This is a genomic window from Leptospira wolffii serovar Khorat str. Khorat-H2 (assembly GCF_000306115.2).
Classification (GTDB): Bacteria; Spirochaetota; Leptospiria; order Leptospirales; family Leptospiraceae; genus Leptospira_B; species Leptospira_B wolffii.
Window position 1 is genome coordinate 675,853 of record NZ_AKWX02000007.1, and the last position, 17,918, is coordinate 693,770.

18 protein-coding genes are annotated in these 17,918 nt (G+C 45.5%); 7 read left to right on the top strand and 11 right to left on the bottom strand.

Annotated features, from left to right (window positions below):
- The gene (locus LEP1GSC061_RS07400; protein ID WP_375517768.1) at window positions 1–1,260 is read right to left on the bottom strand and encodes a hypothetical protein; all 1,260 of its coding nucleotides are present in this window, start codon (window positions 1,258–1,260) and stop codon (window positions 1–3) included.
- Between the two features lie 261 nt (window positions 1,261–1,521).
- On the opposite strand from LEP1GSC061_RS07400, the gene LEP1GSC061_RS07405 reads away from it, so the two are divergent.
- Complete coding sequence (locus LEP1GSC061_RS07405) at window positions 1,522–2,580, top strand: D-alanine--D-alanine ligase (RefSeq protein WP_040508123.1); 1,059 nt, start codon at window positions 1,522–1,524, stop codon at window positions 2,578–2,580.
- A gap of 32 nt (window positions 2,581–2,612) precedes the next feature.
- Here the strand turns inward: LEP1GSC061_RS07405 and metW are convergent, their stop codons facing one another.
- From metW to LEP1GSC061_RS07420, 3 genes are all read right to left on the bottom strand, one after another.
- Window positions 2,613–3,224, bottom strand: coding sequence for a methionine biosynthesis protein MetW (metW, locus tag LEP1GSC061_RS07410; RefSeq protein ID WP_016544399.1), 612 nt, complete (start codon window positions 3,222–3,224; stop codon window positions 2,613–2,615).
- The gene (gene metX, locus LEP1GSC061_RS07415; protein ID WP_016544280.1) at window positions 3,221–4,330 is read right to left on the bottom strand and encodes a homoserine O-acetyltransferase MetX; all 1,110 of its coding nucleotides are present in this window, start codon (window positions 4,328–4,330) and stop codon (window positions 3,221–3,223) included. Before metX ends, metW begins: the two co-directional genes overlap by 4 nt.
- Window positions 4,331–4,447: 117 nt before the next feature.
- On the bottom strand, window positions 4,448–5,752 hold the full coding sequence (locus LEP1GSC061_RS07420; RefSeq protein ID WP_016544931.1) for an O-acetylhomoserine aminocarboxypropyltransferase/cysteine synthase family protein: 1,305 nt from the start codon (window positions 5,750–5,752) through the stop codon (window positions 4,448–4,450).
- A 325-nt stretch (window positions 5,753–6,077) separates the two neighbouring features.
- On the opposite strand from LEP1GSC061_RS07420, the gene impL63 reads away from it, so the two are divergent.
- On the top strand, window positions 6,078–7,763 hold the full coding sequence (gene impL63, locus LEP1GSC061_RS07425) for a cytoplasmic membrane protein ImpL63 (RefSeq protein WP_016544882.1): 1,686 nt from the start codon (window positions 6,078–6,080) through the stop codon (window positions 7,761–7,763).
- A gap of 23 nt (window positions 7,764–7,786) precedes the next feature.
- Here impL63 and LEP1GSC061_RS07430 read toward each other — a convergent pair whose 3' ends face one another.
- The 4 genes from LEP1GSC061_RS07430 to LEP1GSC061_RS07445 all read right to left on the bottom strand — a co-directional run bounded on the left by LEP1GSC061_RS07430 (window position 7,787) and on the right by LEP1GSC061_RS07445 (window position 11,307).
- Window positions 7,787–8,551 carry an RsmE family RNA methyltransferase gene (locus LEP1GSC061_RS07430; RefSeq protein ID WP_016545020.1) on the bottom strand — a complete coding sequence of 255 codons (765 nt, stop codon included), beginning with the start codon at window positions 8,549–8,551 and terminating at the stop codon, window positions 7,787–7,789.
- Window positions 8,551–9,060, bottom strand: a complete 510-nt coding sequence (locus LEP1GSC061_RS22105) for a zinc ribbon domain-containing protein (protein ID WP_198014243.1) — start codon at window positions 9,058–9,060, stop codon at window positions 8,551–8,553. The genes LEP1GSC061_RS07430 and LEP1GSC061_RS22105 overlap by 1 nt, the downstream gene beginning before the upstream one ends.
- Window positions 9,061–9,885, bottom strand: a complete 825-nt coding sequence (gene fcpB / locus LEP1GSC061_RS07440) for a flagellar-coiling protein FcpB (RefSeq protein WP_016544767.1) — start codon at window positions 9,883–9,885, stop codon at window positions 9,061–9,063. It abuts the gene before it with no gap.
- A 123-nt stretch (window positions 9,886–10,008) separates the two neighbouring features.
- Entirely contained in the window at window positions 10,009–11,307 is a 1,299-nt protein-coding gene (locus LEP1GSC061_RS07445) for an AAA family ATPase (protein ID WP_040508251.1), read from the bottom strand.
- Between the two features lie 81 nt (window positions 11,308–11,388).
- On the opposite strand from LEP1GSC061_RS07445, the gene fliN reads away from it, so the two are divergent.
- On the top strand, window positions 11,389–11,913 hold the full coding sequence (fliN, locus tag LEP1GSC061_RS07450) for a flagellar motor switch protein FliN (protein WP_016544543.1): 525 nt from the start codon (window positions 11,389–11,391) through the stop codon (window positions 11,911–11,913).
- A 41-nt stretch (window positions 11,914–11,954) separates the two neighbouring features.
- On the opposite strand, the gene LEP1GSC061_RS07455 is transcribed toward fliN, so the two are convergent.
- From LEP1GSC061_RS07455 to LEP1GSC061_RS07465, 3 genes are read right to left on the bottom strand one after another with little or no spacing between them, the layout of a single operon-like run.
- Complete coding sequence (locus LEP1GSC061_RS07455; protein ID WP_016544530.1) at window positions 11,955–12,887, bottom strand: SPFH domain-containing protein; 933 nt, start codon at window positions 12,885–12,887, stop codon at window positions 11,955–11,957.
- A 6-nt stretch (window positions 12,888–12,893) separates the two neighbouring features.
- Window positions 12,894–13,823, bottom strand: coding sequence for an SPFH domain-containing protein (locus tag LEP1GSC061_RS07460; RefSeq protein ID WP_016544388.1), 930 nt, complete (start codon window positions 13,821–13,823; stop codon window positions 12,894–12,896).
- Window positions 13,824–13,856: 33 nt separating this feature from the next.
- Entirely contained in the window at window positions 13,857–14,330 is a 474-nt protein-coding gene (locus LEP1GSC061_RS07465; protein ID WP_016544899.1) for an NfeD family protein, read from the bottom strand.
- Window positions 14,331–14,400: 70 nt separating this feature from the next.
- On the opposite strand from LEP1GSC061_RS07465, the gene LEP1GSC061_RS07470 reads away from it, so the two are divergent.
- Genes LEP1GSC061_RS07470 through LEP1GSC061_RS07485 form a run of 4 tightly spaced genes read left to right on the top strand, consistent with a single transcriptional unit; the run spans window position 14,401 to window position 17,827 of the window.
- Window positions 14,401–14,838, top strand: a complete 438-nt coding sequence (locus LEP1GSC061_RS07470; RefSeq protein ID WP_016544979.1) for a heme-binding domain-containing protein — start codon at window positions 14,401–14,403, stop codon at window positions 14,836–14,838.
- A gap of 30 nt (window positions 14,839–14,868) precedes the next feature.
- Complete coding sequence (argH, locus tag LEP1GSC061_RS07475; RefSeq protein ID WP_016544406.1) at window positions 14,869–16,284, top strand: argininosuccinate lyase; 1,416 nt, start codon at window positions 14,869–14,871, stop codon at window positions 16,282–16,284.
- Between the two features lie 29 nt (window positions 16,285–16,313).
- Window positions 16,314–17,216, top strand: coding sequence for a peptidylprolyl isomerase (locus LEP1GSC061_RS07480; protein WP_040508254.1), 903 nt, complete (start codon window positions 16,314–16,316; stop codon window positions 17,214–17,216).
- The gene (locus LEP1GSC061_RS07485; RefSeq protein ID WP_016544568.1) at window positions 17,216–17,827 is read left to right on the top strand and encodes a hypothetical protein; all 612 of its coding nucleotides are present in this window, start codon (window positions 17,216–17,218) and stop codon (window positions 17,825–17,827) included. Before LEP1GSC061_RS07480 ends, LEP1GSC061_RS07485 begins: the two co-directional genes overlap by 1 nt.
- Window positions 17,828–17,918 lie beyond the last annotated feature (91 nt).

Sequence of the window (17,918 nt, forward strand, 5' to 3'; positions counted from 1 at the left end):
CTATATCCTGATCCACCAGAGAAGCTGCACCGTGGTCTTCTCCTTGTCTTTTTCCAATCCGAAGAAACCGTACAGAAATTGGTACGAGGTCTTTTCCGGAGTGGAGCTATATTCCACCAAAAACGGAATATGAACGTGAAATTCTTCCCGGCTCCATCTTTGGGTGTACAATCTCATTAGGAGAGAGAGTCTTTTTTCCCCGTTGGACAGACTCTGAAATTCCAAGATGGACCAGACCGGGTCCCAAATCCTTTCCATAGTCTCCGATTTGAGCGGAAATAAGGAAAGAAGATTCCAAGTTAAATTTCCATCCCTGTCCTCATGCCATCGAAAGAATGGCCAGAGTTTATAATAATTTTCTTCTCTTCCCCATTGCACGTAGGTTCGGTTCGTCTTCCACCAAAATGGAATGAAATAGGTTTCGGAAGATTTGATATGATAACTGTCCGTGCTCAAACGGAAATAGAACGGAGTCAAGAAACGGGTTTCCTTATACGCGAAGCGATAGTAACCGTAAAAAGGAAAGAGAATTAACTTTCTGTAATCTTCGTCGTCGTTTCTGCCGTATTGCAAAAGAAAGAAGAGTGCGTTCCAATCCATTTCCTGGGTTTTTTTATCGTAACCATAGCCGAATAGGGAGCCGAAAATCGGAAACCATAAAAATGCCCTGGCTTTCATGTTTCCGAATTCGGAATCTTTGGAAAGGTAAAAAGGCCAGAACATAGCGTAGGAGAACGGCTCCCTTTTGTCTTGGTTGACTCTTCCCCATTGGAAGAACGGCCAGAGGGCAGAATACCTCTCGTACTTTCCTTTGTGAATCTTTTGAGAATAGAAAGGAAAAATCCTGAGATCGTTTCGAACCTCCGAACCTCCCCACATGATAATAGGCCAAAGAATTCCGTGCGCCTGATAATTCTTATGTTTCCAGTTCGAATAAAGAGGAAAAAGAATATAATTCATTTCCGAATAACTGACTTTCCCTCTCATCTGACCGAATAGAGGGAAGAATCCGAAATAAGAATCCTTAGCCGTATCCCCTTTGCCCCAGATTAGGAACGGAGAAAGAGTGTCCTCATCCCAACCTATATCGTCGTGAAAAGTCTCCGTTCCGGAAATGAAGAATAAAAAGGTCCAAACCCTCCAGTAATCCGTTTGTTCCGAATAGAAGAACGGAAACAGGACCGTTCTGTACTGGTAGTTGGATTTGGTTTCCTTATAGAAAGAGAAGAACGGACGGTAGATTTGTTCCTCTTCTCCCATTCTCTTTTCGGATTGGTACAGAAACCAGAACTGTTTGTATTCGGAAGGGTAGGGCGAAACAGGTTTGAATGGAAATTCAGAAAATAGGCTTTCCGTAAAAAACAGGAAGAAAAGGATAAGGAGAATATTCTTATAAAAGCCTGTTCTAAAAAGTCCAGGCTTTTGAAGCCCGAGACGGATTGTCGGAAGATGACCTGATCTTTGGGACGGACTATAAATCATTCTTCCTAAAAAATCCTAGAGAAGGGGTAAAAGAGGCTCATTGTGAAAATTGCGGTATTATTCGGAGGAACTTCCACGGAACACGAAATTTCCCTAAGAACGGGGAGTTTCATAAGTAAAACTTTGGCCGCAATGGGACATTCGGTCAAACCCATTCTGATTTCTAGGGACGGAAGATGGGTGATACCGAAAGAGTATTCGGTCCGTTTACCTGAATCTACACAGAATGACTCGGATTCCTTTCTCAGACAATTCGAAGAAATAAACGGTGTGAACGCGGGTCCGTTTTCCTCTTTAGATTGTGATGTCGTATTTTTAGGACTCCATGGAACCTCCGGAGAAGACGGTTCTATGCAAGGATTTTTGAAAGTACTCGGAATCCCTTTCACAGGTTCCGATGTGAAGGCTTCGGCTCTTGCCATGGACAAAATCCGTGCGAATCGACTCTTCCAACTAGCCGGAATGTCCGTGGCTCCTTTCTGGGAATTGAGAAAAAAGGAATTTCTTACCGAATCGACTCCGGTCGAAAGCCTGGGATTGACATATCCTTTGTTTCTAAAGCCTGTAGAAGGAGGTTCTAGCTTTCACACTTTTAGAATCAATACCATGGAAGAATTGGAACGTAGGCTTCCCGAATTCTTCGAACACGAAGACCACGCCATTTTACAGAAATTTCTAGATGGAACCGAAGTGTCCTGCGGGGTCTGGGAAAAAAGAGAAGCCGGAAAGAAGGTATGGCAAGCGCTTCCTCCGACCGAGATCATTCCGGGGGGAGAATTCTTCGATGTGCAATCCAAATACAAACCGGGACTCTCCCAAGAAATCACGCCGGCGCGCTTGCCCGCCGAAGTTATAGAGAAGATCCAGGAACAATCGGTTCTTGCTCATAAAACCTTGGGTTGTGAAGGATATTCTAGGACGGATTTTATCGTAGTATCCGGAATTCCTTTCGTATTGGAAACGAATACGCTTCCCGGGATGACCGAGACTAGCTTGATCCCACAACAAGCCAAGGCGGCGGGTATCGCAATTCAGGAATTGTACCAATCTCTGATAGATCAGGCTTTGGAAAGAGCGGGAAAAATTCCCGTCGGTTGATTCGATCGGAACCTGCGGTTTTCCGACTTGAGCTATCTAATCTGAAACAATGCCAATTTCGCGAAGAAATTCGGACGAAACTTTACCTGTTTGAAATCGGTAAAGAATGCTTTGTCTTCGACAGTGAACCCTCTTAAATCGCAAAATTCCTGGAAATCCAAGACGGATAAAAAGTGTAGGTTCGGAGTATTGAACCAGCGATAAGGAAGCAGGTCCGTAACGGGAGTCTTACCTTGGAATAGGATCTTAAATCGCACTTCCCAATATCCGAAATTAGGAAAAACTAAAATAACTTTTTTACCGATGCGCAGGCATTCCTTGATAATTTCTCCCGGATGCCTCGTCTCTTGGATCGTCTGGTTTAGGATCACGTAATCGAAACGTTTGTCTTCGTGGTGGCTCAATCCCTCGTCTATATCTCCGTGGTGTACATAGACGCCTTTGCGTATGCATTCCACGATCGCATCCTCGTCCTTTTCTATGCCTTGTCCTCGGATGCCTTTTTGCTTCAGAAGATAAAGGAGATCTCCGTTTCCGCACCCTAGATCTAAGACCTTGGATCCGGGAGAGATCGCATCTAGAATATAACCGAAGTCCGGTCTTTCTTTAAGAGTGGCGCTTTTAAGAATTTGGGATGCGATCATTCGTCCACCGGCATATTCAGGAATCCTCTTAGTACGTCCTCTTGCTTTGCGTTCGGAAGTAGGAAGCTATCGTGTCCTTCTTTGGCATTCAGTTCCACGTACATCACCCTTTTATCGGAAGCCTCTAGACTCTTCACGATCTCTCTGGATTGGGAAGGGGGATACAGCCAATCCGAACTATAGGAGATCACTAAGAATCTGCATTTAGCGGGAGATAATGCGCGCGTGAGTTCCTTTCCTTTGCCTAGGCTATAATGATCCAAGGCCTTGGTCACATATATGTAAGAATTCGCATCGAAGCGATCCACGAAACTTTCGCCCTGGTAAATAAGATAACTTCCTACGGCAAAATCCGAATTTAAGAGGGAACCTCTAGGCGGATTCCTGCCGAATTTTTCCCTCATCTTATCGTCCGAGAGATAGGTGATATGGCCCACCATTCTCGCGAGCGCCAATCCTTTGCGAGGAGAGGCGTTATCCTCGTATAGGCCATTATTCCAATTCGGATCTGATAAAATTGCCTGGCGACCCACTTCGTTGTATGCGATCTGCATCGCGGAATGTTCCGCAGTGGAGGCTAGTATGATACAGTTATCCAAAAGATCCGGATAAGCGATACTCCACTCTAATGCCTGCATTCCTCCCATGGAACCTCCGGCAACGCAGAATAATTTGGAAATTCCCAAATGATCCACTAAGAGTTTTTGGGCCGCCACCATATCCTTGATGGATACGAAAGGGAAACTGGAGCCGTAAGCTTTGCCTGTGACAGGATTTACGGTAAGAGGACCGGAGGATCCTTTGCAACCTCCGATCACATTGGAAGATATTACAAAATATTGATTCGTATCGAAGGCTTTTCCAGGGCCTATATAATCGTCCCACCAACCGGGGCGCTTATCGGTGGAAGTATGATAACCCGCCGCGTGAGCGTCGCCTGAAAGAGCATGACAGACCAGGATCGCGTTGTCTTTATTAGGAGAAAGAGTTCCGTAAGTTTCGTAAGCCAGGATGACGGGAGAGAGAACGGATCCGTTGTCCAGACGTAGATCACCTAAGACCGCCGTTTTCGGCTCAACGATTCCTATCGAACGAGCATCGATCATCCTTTACTTCCAAAACAGTTAGGCCACTTTCCTCACAAACTCCCTCCGGAAGAGAATTCCGAATAGAGAAGGGGAAAGTGGCCGATTATTAGACGATTTTTCCTAAGGAGTCGGAAGTCACACCTTTTTCAGTGCTTCGTCCAAATCCGTAAGAATATCGTCTATATGTTCGAGACCGACGGACAGACGGATAAATTCTGGAGTCACACCCGAGGCAAGTTGCTCTTCCGGACTCAACTGTTGGTGAGTGGTGGAAGCCGGATGGATCGCCAAGGACTTAGCGTCTCCTACGTTTGCGAGTAAGGAGAATAGTTCGAGTCCGTCGATGAGTTTCTTTGCTTCCGGAACTCCTCCTTTGACTCCAAATCCTAGGATGGCCCCGAAAAGACCGCGGGTATGGTATTTTTTCGCCAACGCATAGTTTTTGTCGGAAGGAAGACCCGGATAGTTCACCCAGGATACTTTCGGATGCTTAGAAAGGAATTCCGCGACTTTTAGGGCGTTTTGGGAGTGTTGGGTCACCCTCAGATGCAGGGTCTCGATTCCTTGCAGAATATTGAATGCGTTGAATGGAGAGATAGCCGGTCCGAGATCCCTGAGTCCTTGCACTCTTGCCTTGATGATAAAGGCGATATTCACACCTCCGAAAGGTTCGAATTTACCGAATACATCCCAGAATTTCAAGCCGTGGTAGCTTGGATCCGGTTCCGTGAAGTTTTTGAACTTACCGTTTCCCCAGTTGAATTTACCGGAGTCCACGATGATACCGCCTATGGAGGTTCCGTGTCCGCCTAAGAATTTGGTGAGAGAGTGAACGACTATGTCCGCACCATGATCGATAGGACGAACCAGATAAGGAGAAGGTAGTGTATTGTCGATTACAAGAGGAACTCCCGCTTCATGGGCGATTTTTGCGACCGCCTCGATGTCCAGGGTATCCAGTTTAGGATTTCCTAAGGTCTCCGCAAAGATTGCGCGGGTCTTATCGTTAATCGCTTTTTTGAAATTTTCCGGATTGGATTGGTCTACGAAATGGACCTTGATTCCTAATTTAGGGAAAGTATAATGCAGAAGGTTATAGGTTCCGCCGTAAAGAGAAGAAGAGGCTACGATTTCCTGTCCGGATTCTACAATATTCAAAAGAGCTAATGTTTCCGCGGATTGACCGGAAGCGGTAGCTAAAGCTGCGACTCCGCCTTCTAAAGCGGCCACTCTTTGCTCCAATACGTCGGTAGTCGGGTTACCGATTCTAGTGTATATATTACCGAACTCTTGCAGACCGAAAAGTCGCGCCGCATGGTCGGTATCTTTGAAAACGTAGGACGTAGTTTGGTAGATCGGAACCGCCCTAGAGGTAGTATGTGGATCCGGGGCCTGTCCCCCGTGGAGAGCGATAGTCTCCGGTTTGAATTGTCTTGCCATGCGATGGAAACTCCTTTTAGTCAATTAAAGATATCTTCTCTTTAATGTCCAGAAATATTCTATTAAATAAGATATTTTGTAAAATATAGCAGAATGGACTTCTGTTTTATATATTGGAACGTATTTTATTACTTAAGTAGGATCCGGGTTAAGAAAAAGAAAATTATTTCCAAAAAATGGAGAAACCTTCTTCTTTTACTGGTTTTTGTTTTTCGGGGCTGCTTAGAATCAGATCGTCGTTTAGATTCCAAGCTCGGCATACGATATTAAAGATAATCTTTTTCTTTTTACCGAGGGAGAGAATTCCGGCAAGTCCGGCGAATCTATGAAGTTAAAAGTAAGCAAGAAAATACGTAATTCTTTCCTTTTGCCCGGACTATTATTTATATCCGTCTATTTCTTTCCTTCTATCGGATCGGAATTGGAAGCACAGCTATGGATGCCTCCCGGAAGGCAATACATGCAACCCCCGGATCCGTTTACCTTCGACGCGGGGATTAATAAATTCAATAACGACTATTACTTTTATATAGCTCCCACTCTGAATCTGAATTTCGGAGGGGATTTCGGGATGTCTTTAACCGCTCCTCTGAACTTTCTGATCTACGATCAGGACCCTAAAGATCCCACCGTAAAATTGGGAAGTCTCAGAAAGATAGATTACGATCAGAAAAGCGATTATTTAAGGATTATTAATAATATCTGGTATGGAACCTACGGGATGTACAAACCCGGGGAGACCACATTCTCCTTTTTTGCAGGTAAGATTTTCGACGGGTATGTGGGGCATGGAACCATAGTAAACCGGTATGTAAACAACCAAAGGATTGATATTTATAATGTGGGTCTCATGGCCGATTTCAATAGCGATTTCGGCGGTGTGCAAGTATTTACAAATTCGGTGTACACTCACGAAATAGGGTCGGCACGCGCTTATATTCGTCCATTCGCGATGGCTTTTAAGCTATTCGATATCGTGACGGGACGATCCCAACTATTCTCCATGATGCAGGTGGGCCAGGGAAATGTGGCCGACGAAGCCGGACGTAGGAAAGTATACGAAGAAGCTGGAGTCGACCAAGAGGACAGGGAAAAATACCGGGCCTTAGTGGAAGACGAGAAGACAAAGCAGCAAAAGGAAGAGATGGTTCCCATCGATAAGAAGCCAGAAACGGCGCAACAAAGGCTGCGGGAATTCTTCAATCAGGATAATTTTACGAATCGTTTTGCGATCGGTTATACAACCGCTTTCGACACCAAGGCTCCTACTCAATTGGATTTCGATACGACAGGACGTCTGAGATTGGACTCCAATAATAATCCTCTCGTAGACCAAACGGAAAAGCTGACCATCCAAGGGATGGACGCAGAATACAAACTTTTGAGTTCCAAATACGTGGAGCTAACCCCGTACTACGACGTAAATACGATCAAGACCCTGAATAACGCCAAAGGTACTCATTATGGCGCGATGCTTCGCTTAGGCGGTAAGGAAATTTATCTAAAACTCAAGCCCGAATACAGAAACATGGACGCGAATTATATTCCCATGTATTTCGACAGCTTTTACGAAATAGAAAGATTTCAAGCAAACGTAAATTCCAAGATTCCTATGACCAAATTGGAAGCGGCCAAGCTTGCGGATCCGGACGCCCCCAAGTTAAAGGGAACCTTCACCTCTCTTATTCTAAACTTCTACCGTATGTCCTTGGAAGCTAACTACGAGAATTATTCCGGACCGAACAATTCTAGGATTTTCTTAGGTTTGTATATTCCTCTCGGAACGACTCTCATGCTTTCCGGATACTTTACCAAAAAGAACTTCGACGATAATAAGGATATGTTCAAGCAGGACAACAACTCCGTAGGCGCCGTAGAATTGGCCTTGAACCTGGGCTTTATCACGATCCGGGTTCAGGATATCCGCAGATGGGTGTATGATAGTACCACTAACGCATTCGTGGCCCAAGACGAACAAAAAGTTCTATTTTCGAATTCCTTAACTTTCTAGTGAAGCGGCCTTCCCATGGAGCTTTAAAAGGAAGTTAAGGCTTCCCATTGGGAAAGAAAAAAGGCAAACGCCTGCTCCGATCTGAGAATCGACCGAGAGAGTCGGATTCCTTGCATGCCGGAGCTTTTCAATAATTCGATTTCTTTCGGACTCCATCCTGCTTCCGGGCCCAGTAAAACCGTCTTAAGAGGTTCGGATTTTATCTTATGAGAGATCTTCTCCGAGAATAGACTCTCTCCTTTCGGATCCAAATAAAAGGAAGAAGAGGGGAGTTCTACGATTCTCTCCCGAAAAGACGAGCCCGACGATGATTTTCCTTTTTCGGGAGGAGAGAATGAGATTCTAATCTCGGGTCTATGCACATTCCCTCCCTGTTCCATTCCTAGTCGGATTTGTTCTCGGATAAGCGATTCTCTCCACACTGGAGAAGTGAGATATTCCCTACGAGAAAGGTCGGCGACCAGGAACTCCAAGGAGTCAAGACCCCAAACGCCTGCAAGGTGCAGGATTTTTTCCACTGTGGGAGGTCTTTGGACGGCTATAAGAATTTTTAGCCTTCTAGTTCGTTTTTGGGTTCGAATTATAGGAACGTATTTCCCTACGAGTTCGTTCGGGCCGGATTGGAGGATTCGAAATAGCCCTAGGGATTCGTTTTCAAAGCCCGCCTTTAGGCTATCTCCTTCCTTCTTCTTTAATATTCCAAAAATATGATCTAGAGTAATTCTGCGGCTTACCCTATACACCCCGGAGGAAATTCTGTCTTCGGGGCCTAAGAGTAGGATATTCATCAGATTTCCACTTGGGGAGGATCCTCTTCCGGTTGGGAAGGAGAGTTTGGTTCCTCTTGGAAAGGAGGAGGGCCTTCTTGTCTATTCGGAGAAAAATTATCCTTGGAAAAGAAGCAGGCTCTTAGGATTCCGATGAGGATCAAAGCGAAGAGCAGATATTTGGCAAAAAGAGGACCGAGTTCTCTTTTTGCGGAGAAGGACTCGGAATATTTGCTGGAGGTTTGAGCGGAAGGGGATTCCCAACCGTAAGCTTCATTCTTCCTGAATTTGGCTTTGAATTTGGAGAAAGTTTCCCTTAAGAAATGAAAAAATCCCCGCATAGAACGGGGATTTCCGCTTTCCGAGTTTTGTCTCGGAGAATCGTATCTTCCTCCTCGGAAGCTAGCCGAATCTTCGGGATCAAAAACGAACGAATGGTAACACCTGGGACACCGAACCGTCAGCCTTCCCAAATCGAGAGGAATTCTGAGTTCGGTGCCGCAGGAAGAACAAGGAACAATATAACGCACTTAGTACTTCAAGGACTCCTTGAGGGTATCTACGTTTTCCTTGTAGTTCTCATTTCCTAACTGGTCGTTATAATCGAAGATCTTGGTGAAAAGACGATCGAAATTGTCCAGATGTTTGATATAGAACGTTTTCTTAAAGCTGTTGCGAATCGGGTGAGTCTTGGTGTTTTCCACGTTGGAGAGAACATATTTACCCACTCCCTTTTCGCTAGGAGTTTCAGGACGGTTCCACTCCGGATATCCGTTCTTTTGGTAGAAAAGTTCGATCTTTTCGTTATGGCCGGGTTGGTCGTTAGGAGATCTATCGATGATTTCGGAAACCGATTTGTCCTCGATTAGGAAATTGTTCTTATAAACCCTGCTGATGATTTTGCTGATTTTGCGAGGAGGTTCCATTCTAGGATCCGGATCGTTGGTGTTCGGTCCTTCGAAATAGATTTCCATATACTTGGAGAGTCCGCCTTGGACGATCTTTCCCTGGCCTCTTTCCTCATCCTTAATGAAATCGTAAACTTCTACGCGGATGCAGTTATTAGCCTGGTCTTCCTGAGCGTTGCTTCCAGCGGGAACGCACTCGTCGTTATTGGCCTTTCCTTTGTATAGAACGGTGCGGAAAGGAAGAATGCGAACCTTCATTTTCATGAGAACGGTATGACGTTTCAGTCTCTCGTTCAGTGCGCTAACTCTTTGGTCCAGACCTTTTTCGGTGTCCAGGATAGCCGCACCTACTTGTTGGTCTTCCTTCTTCTGGGCTTGGTTGTCTTGAGCGTTGAGTATGCCGGCGATTGATAAAACGGCCAGACAAAAAGCGATTTTGCGTTTCATTGTACCCTATTCCTTGGTCTCTTTAGCGTGGGACTTCTCAGAAAAAACCGAGGAAACCCTGTTTTGAGTATCGGAAAAATAGACTCCCGATTAAAGCCAAGACTTACATTTTCGGGTGGAAAACTAGTATTTTCCCGATTTTGCGCTAGTTTCAAAATACAATTCATAGGGTGGAGGAGCGGCTTTCAATCCTTTTTCGATCAGGCTAGCCGCCCATCTCCTTTCTACGAAATCGCAGAAATCTCTTAAATCCCGCCCGGAAGCCGATTCTAAGCGCTCAGAAATGGTCGTTCTCTCGGATTCCGTCAAATGCTTAGCATAATTCCCTAATATAGCCGCCCTTTCCCTTACATTCGGAAGAGGAAAGTAAACGGATCGGTCGAAACGGGAAACCAAAGCCTTATCCAGGTCCTGTTTCCTATTCGTAGCTCCAAGGGTAATTGATTTTTGTCCCCCTTCGAAGCCGTCCAATTTTCTGAGTAGCACGGATAGAATATTACGAGTTGCCTCGAATAAACCGTCGTCTCGGGATCCTGCCAGAGAGTCGATTTCATCCAAAAACAATAAGCAAGAGGGGAATAAAGAGGCCACATCGAACACATAAGCCATGTTTTGTGCGCTTTCCCCGTAATATTTGCTTAGAATGGATTCTACTGGGACGTAAATTAACGGAATTCCGGTCATACAAGAAACGACTTTTGCCATGGTGGTTTTGCCCACCCCGGGCTCTCCCTCGAGTAGTATTGCTCTCGGTTTTACCCTTCCCGGAAATTTCCGGGTTAATTTAGCCACTTCTTCCAATGTTCCGGGAGATTGGAGGGGAAGTATAATGGATTCTAAAATCTGCCGCTTTACTTCCTCGTAACCGGCAACGGCATCGAAGGTGATCCAGTCACCCTTCTTCTTAGCTTCTTCCGGATCGAATACATCTATCCCCAAACGCAGTAGCAATTCTTTCGGATTTTGCACCGATTCCTGCTTGGATAAGCGGAGATATTTGAAAAGATCTATGGCCGCGAAGATTTCTTCCCGATGGAAATCTCCTTTTTTAGTGATTTCCACTCGGTTTTGGTTTCTGCCCGAGTAGAATCTGAATTTCGCATTATCCAGGATATTCTTGGTCTCGAATAAATTCTCATTCAATGCTTGTAGGCAATAGTATCCCGGTTCAAAGGTATGGATTCTGAGATTTTCGATATGATTTCGTACGATTTGGAAACAGTCCAAGAGTTGGGACTTATCCGCACCGGAAATGGGAAATTCGATCCTAAGATCCTTTTTATCCGGTACAAAGGCGGGGAGTTGTGAATCCTCCACTCCTAGCCCCTTTAATTCCGAATATAACAGGTTCTTTGCCTGGCTAAAGTCCAGAATCAGGGAAGAAGTTGGTCTGCTCGGCGGGTTCCAGTCCTCTGGTTTCATGTTCTCTCCGGTAGAATTTCTCTTGTATAATCTTTCGGTTCTGTCGAAGAATTTAGAAAGAACCTTTGGAGGCAATCTCTTATGGGTGAAGGCTCGCTTTCCCAAGATGATATTGACGCACTATTAACCGGGGCCGGTCCTTCCGGTGGTGGGGGAGGCGGAGGATCCGCCGATTTCAACCTCAGCGGAGAATTGGATTCCTTACTAGGAGATGCAGGCGGTGGTGGTGGCAGTCCTACCGCTTCCGATCCAGGGGGAGCTCCTTCTTTTGCGGATATCGCCGCAGCCTTAGGGCCTTCTGCGACTCCTGCCCCCGCTAAGACCAGCTCTAGATCCAGCTCCGTTTCTTCGAATACCGCCAATTTAAATCTACTCTTAGACGTTAATATCGCTCTAACCGTGGAATTAGGTAGAACGAATATGTATATCAAGGACGTTCTGGGTTTGAGCGAAGGCGCTGTAGTAGAATTGGACAATGCGGTCGGCGAGGACTTGGATATTTTAGCCAACGGTAAATTGGTTGGTAAAGGCAAGTTGGTCTTACTAGACGATTATTACGGAATCCGGATCACGGAAATCGTAGACCCTTCTCGTAGATTGATGTAATAGAAGTTCCGCATCGGGCTTTCCGATGCGGTGATCTCAATTTAAGATTTTTTCTCTTCGCTTCCTAATACGGTTTTCATTACCGATTTGAAATTCGAAAGATTTAGAGGAAGAACGAGTTCCGTTCCTTCCTGTCCTAATTTCTCCACTTCTTTGATAAATCTTTGAGCGATCCTCATCTTAACGGCTTCCTTTCCACCTTTGGAGCGAATGGCCGAGGAGAGTAGATCGATTCCTTTTGCGGTCGCAGTCGCTATGGATTCGATTTCGGAAGCTACACCTTCCGCCTCGTTGATTCGTTTTTGTTTTTCCCCTTCGGACTTATTGATCGCTTCTTCTTTAATACCCAGGGAACGGTTGATTCTAGAATCCCTGTCTCCTTCGGATAGGGAGATTTGCGCCTTCTTGGTGATTTGCGCCTTCTTCTCTCTTTCCATTGCCTCGATGACCGATTTAGGAGGAGCGATGTTTACTATCTCGTAACGGTTTACTCTGACCCCCCAGGGCTCGGCAGCCTGGTCTAGAACGTCCAGAATCTTACTGTTGATCGCTTCCCTGGTCTCGAAGGTCGTGTCCATGTCCATCGTACCTATAATCGCGCGCATGGTAGTCTGCACGAGTTGGGTGACCGCAAAACGATAATCGTCTATCCCATAACTCGCTTTTTGGGGATCCAGAACCCTTAAGTAAAGGATTCCGTCCATCTCCACTTTCACGTTATCCTTGGTGATGCAAGTTTGGGGAGGGACGTCTATCGCTTGCTCTTTTAATGTATGGTAATAAGCGTCGTTATCCATAAAAGGAACGAGCACATGAAAGCCTGCATGAAGAGTCTTACTATACTTTCCCAAACGCTCTACGATGATACATTCCTGTGCGGATACGATTCGGACGGATCTGTAAATCTTATATGCAAGATAAAACATGACCCCGAACCAGAAAATACCTAGAAAAACGTCGATAAAACCGCTCATGCTTTCTTACTCCTTGTCTCCGCCCAGGTCTGGCAGCTTGTTCGTTACTTTGGAGAGCCCTTCGAAAAGACCGACAATATTGGCCATCTCCACAGGCAATACGGTCGTCTTGGCTTTAGTTAGAATTTCTCCTAGACCGGAAAGATAATCTTCCGTGATCTGCAGGTTCACCGCTTCGGATCCGCCTTCTTTTCCGATCGCTTCCGCAATCTGTTGGATTCCGCTCGCCTTAGCTTTCGCTATGAACTCGATTTCTTTCGCCTTTCCTTCGGCTTCGTTGACTTTGCGGATTTTTTCCCCTTCCGAAAGGTTGATGGCTTCCTGTCTTTCTCCCATGGAACGATTGATTCGGGAGAGTTTTTCTCCCTCGGAAATGGTGATCTCCGCTCTTTTGACTCGCTCCGCTTTTACCTGCTCTTCCATCTCGTGAAGAATCTCTTTCGGAGGGGAGATATTCTTGATTTCGTAACGGGTCACCTTGATTCCCCAGGGGTCGGTGGCCTCATCCAAGGCCCGGACCACGTTCGCATTGATATCGTCTCTTTCGGAGAAGGTATGGTCCAAAACGAGTTTTCCTATTTCGGAACGAAGAGTGGTTTGGGCAAGTTGGATGGTTGCCATTCTAAAATTCTCGATCTCGTAGGAGGCTTTGTAAGCGTCCATGAGCCGGATATACAGGATACCGTCCACTAGGATGGATACGTTGTCTTTGGTAATACAGGTCTGGGGAGGAATATCGATTGCGATTTCCTTCATATTCTGCTTATAGCGTACCTTATCTAAGATAGGGATCAGGAAATGGAAACCGGCTCCTAAAGCGCCTCGAAAAACTCCTAAGCGTTCCACTACGAAACTATAATTCTGGGGAACTACGATAAACGTTTTTCGGACCAGATAGATTAGGGCGATGAACGCCAATGTGAAATACAGAAACATGGTGCCTAACGGCCTCCTTTGTTTTTTGGTTCGTCAAACTTCTTCCGGAAAATCCAAGGGTTCCACGATGAACGTTAGATTTTCTCTTTCTATGATTCTAACTTTTTTACCGGATCCGATTCTCTTTGTCTTACTTATGGCGTCCCATTCGGTTCCTTGGAAGAGAATCCTTCCTCCTTTCCTCTCCACCAATATATCTTTGGTGACGGGAACGATCCTGCCCGGGCCGTCCTCCGGATTCAGGATCGCCTTTTCGGAGGCCGAAGGAAAGAATTTTCTTAAAAAAGCTCCCCCGATTAGAATGAGAATACCGGATAGGGAGGCCCAAATCGCTGCTTGGGTCCAGATTCCCAGCTCCAGAAAGTAGGTTAAACCTCCTACGATCAATGCGGATAGGCCCAAAAAAACGACAAAGGTTCCCGGGATAAAAAGCTCGGCTACCATTAGAACGAGTCCCGTTCCGATCCAAAGGTAGGCGATATTGTGTCCGTCTTGAAAAAAGTCCATGCTCCGATATGAGAAAAGGGTAAAATTCTATTTTCAAAAACCTTCCCGTCCTTATTCTTAGCGGGAAACGATGAAAAAAATCTGGATCCGACTGGGACTAGGATTCTTGGTCCTTTTCCTAGCTCTACAATTTCTCCCCGTACAGCCTCCGTTGGGAATGAATGCTAATGAAATCAAAACGGAAGAAAGCGTCAAAAAGATTTTTCGAAGGGCTTGCTATGATTGCCATTCGGATATCGTTCGTTGGCCTTGGTATTCCAAGATTTTCCCCGTTTCACTTTATATCGCTCATCATGTCGAAGAAGGTCGAGAGGAATTGAATTTTTCGGAATGGGAGTCGCTAAAACCTTCCAAAAAATCGGATAAGGCAGAGGACATACTGGACGAAATAACGGAAGGCAATATGCCTCCTAAGGATTATCTTCTGATGCATCCCGATGCTAAGATAGATCCGGAAGAATTGGAAACCCTGAAGGATTGGCTCCAGACTTTCGGAACCGGCGAATAAGATTCCTTCGATTCTATTATTTTAAATATCATGCAAGATTCTAAAAAAGGAAAACTCTGGGGAGGAAGATTCAAAGAGTCCGCTTCTCCCATCATGGAAAGAATCGGGGAGTCGATTTCTTTCGATAAGAAATTATACAAAGAAGATCTGGAGGGAAGTAGAGCCCACGCCAAGATGCTCCAGAAAATCGGAATCCTCCAACCGGAAGAGTTACAAAAGATTCTTAAAGGTTTAGACCAAGTAGAATCGGAGATCGAGGCCGGAACTTTTCAATACTCCAGCGAGTTGGAAGACATTCATATGCATGTCGAATCTCGTTTGACTACCCTAGAGGGAGATGTGGGAAAGAAACTCCACACAGCCAGATCTAGAAACGATCAGGTCTCCCAGGATATGCGATTGTATGTACGCAATCGAATCTTGGAAATCGAGGAAAGACTCGATTCTCTAAGAGACGCTCTCTATGAACAAGCCGGAAAGAATATAGATACCATTATTCCTGGATATACTCATTTGCAGGTGGCTCAACCGGTAAGAGCTTCCCATTTTCTTTTGGCTTATTTCTGGATGTTCACAAGGGACCAGGAATTCTTCGGATTCGCGAAAGAAACCTCCAACTGGTTGGTATTAGGATCCGGAGCCATGGCGGGAGTGAATTACGAAAACGACAGGGAGTTTCTTTCTAAGGAATTAAAAACTTCCGGGATTTCTCCCAATAGTATGGATGCGGTGGCAAGTAGGGATCACTTACTGCAGTTCCTTTTTGCGGGAGTACAGACCATGCTCCATGCGTCCCGGTTTTGCGAAGATATCATACTATATTCTTCTCAGGAATTCGGACTCGTTCGACTCCCTGATTCCTTGACTACCGGTTCTTCCATCATGCCTCAAAAAAAGAATCCGGATATTGCCGAGTTGATTCGTGGAAAGTCGGCAAGAGTTGCCGGAAATCTGAATCATTTGATCGGTCTTTTAAAGGGATTGCCCTTAACTTATAACCGAGATCTCCAAGAGGATAAATTAGCCGTATTCGACGCTGTGGATACGATTCTAATCAGCCTGGAAGGATTGGAAGCGATGGTTCGGGAGATGGTCTTTAGACCGGAAAGAGGGGAACGTTCCCTAAAGGAAGGTTTTGCAACCGCTACGGATCTGGCCGATTTTCTTGTGGGAGTGAAAAAGGTTCCCTTTAGAACAGCTCATGAACTCGTGGGAAAACTCGTTTCCGAATGCACGGAAAGGAAAGAAAATCTCTTTACGATTTCCGAAGCAGTCAGAACTTCCATATCGCCGTTTTTCGGCGGAGAAGAATACTTCCGGGCGGTAAGTTTGGAATTATCCACGGATAAAAAAGCGAGTTTCGGCGGCACCGCTAGAACTAGACAGATAGAACAATTGGAGTTAGCGAAAAAATCCATCCAAGCGCTCCGAAGGAATACACCATGACCCATTTATTTCGATCCTTCTCTGCGAGTCTGAGAGTTATAGGAGTTTCCGCTTTAGGAATCCTATTTTCCCTAGGTTCGGCTAATTGTAAAACCAACCCGTATTCGGAGATGAGATACGTTCCGGAGATTTATAATCCGGTGGAAGTCGTAGTAAAGCGCGCAGATGTGATTCGTACCCCTCTTCCCGAAAAACCCGGGATCTATGCCTTGATTCAGACTAGCCAAGGGGATATGCTTTTCGAACTATTCTATAAGGATGCCTCCCATACGGTGCAAAACTTCATAGACCTGGCTCAGGGAGAAAAGGAATTCACCCTACGCAACGGACAGCCCCAAAAACGTCCCTTCTATGACGGGTTAGTTTTCCATAGAGTGATCGAAAACTTTATGATCCAGGGAGGATGTCCTTACGGAGACGGTTCCGGAACCCCCGGGTATAGATTTGCGGACGAAATCAACGCAAAGAGTCTCGGCCTGGATAAGGAAAAGATCGGACAGGTTCCTTATTACGGAAATTATCTACAAAGATATCTCATCCAAGAAATGGGAATCAAGAGCCAAAGAGAGTTCGAGGACAGAAGGGAAGAATTGGAAAGCAATCTGGAAAAAGCCAAGAATCTTTCCGTAATGGAAGTTCTGTATCGCCTAGGATATCGCTATAACGAGGCGGTCCAAAGTCACAAAGCGATCAAGGGCGCTCTTGCAATGGCAAACGCAGGACCGAACACGAACGGTTCCCAATTCTTTATCAACCAAGTGGATACTCCGCATTTGGACGGATTGCATACCGTATTCGGACAATTGGTTTCGGGAGAAGATGTAGTGGATCGAATCGTGGCCGTATCCAATCCAAAGCCTGGATCGAATGTTCCGGGAGCCAAAGTAACGATTCGTAAAGTATCCATCTTCGATAAGAGAGAGAAGAAATAATGCCGTCTCCGGTGGAACAGAATGCGATCTTTTTATCTCTTGTAAAGGAGATCCAATCTTCCGCCTCCACCGGAAAAATATCCGAAGTACTTTCGGATTTGATTCCTACGAATTCCGGTCCGGATATTTTCGAGGATTTGCGCTCTAAAAACGAGAGCTCCTGGGATTTCCGGTCCACTCTATATATCGTAAGGGTAGTGCAGGAAAATCGTCAATCCGTGAACCAGGCATACGAAGAAGCCATGTCCCGGTACAGCAAGGTGAACACGATCACTTCTAAGCGTAAGGCAAACGAGGAAGAGGTGCGCCTAAAGCAAACCCTCACGGATTATATTTTAAAGATAGAGTCCACATTCGAAAGAAACGACAGATGCGACGAGGCCATGTTCAAGGAGATTTCCAAATTCCTGGATGGCCTGGAGTCTGTGGACAAACTGAACGAATCCAATATCACAAGCCTATTCTTGTCCCCCAAAGCGGTCGCACTCGTAACCCCGATTTTGGAAAAATACGAAGAATGTTATAAGGAATACGGTAAATTAAAGCCTATTCTAGGCAGATTGATCCGAATCGCGGATTATATCATAGAGGATGCGGGCGCAGTCGGATAAATTCTACCGAAACAAAGAGGGGATTTGAGCGTATTTTTGGAGGGATTTCCCGGATTCCTGCCGAAGGTTAATAGGAGAGAAAGGAATTTCC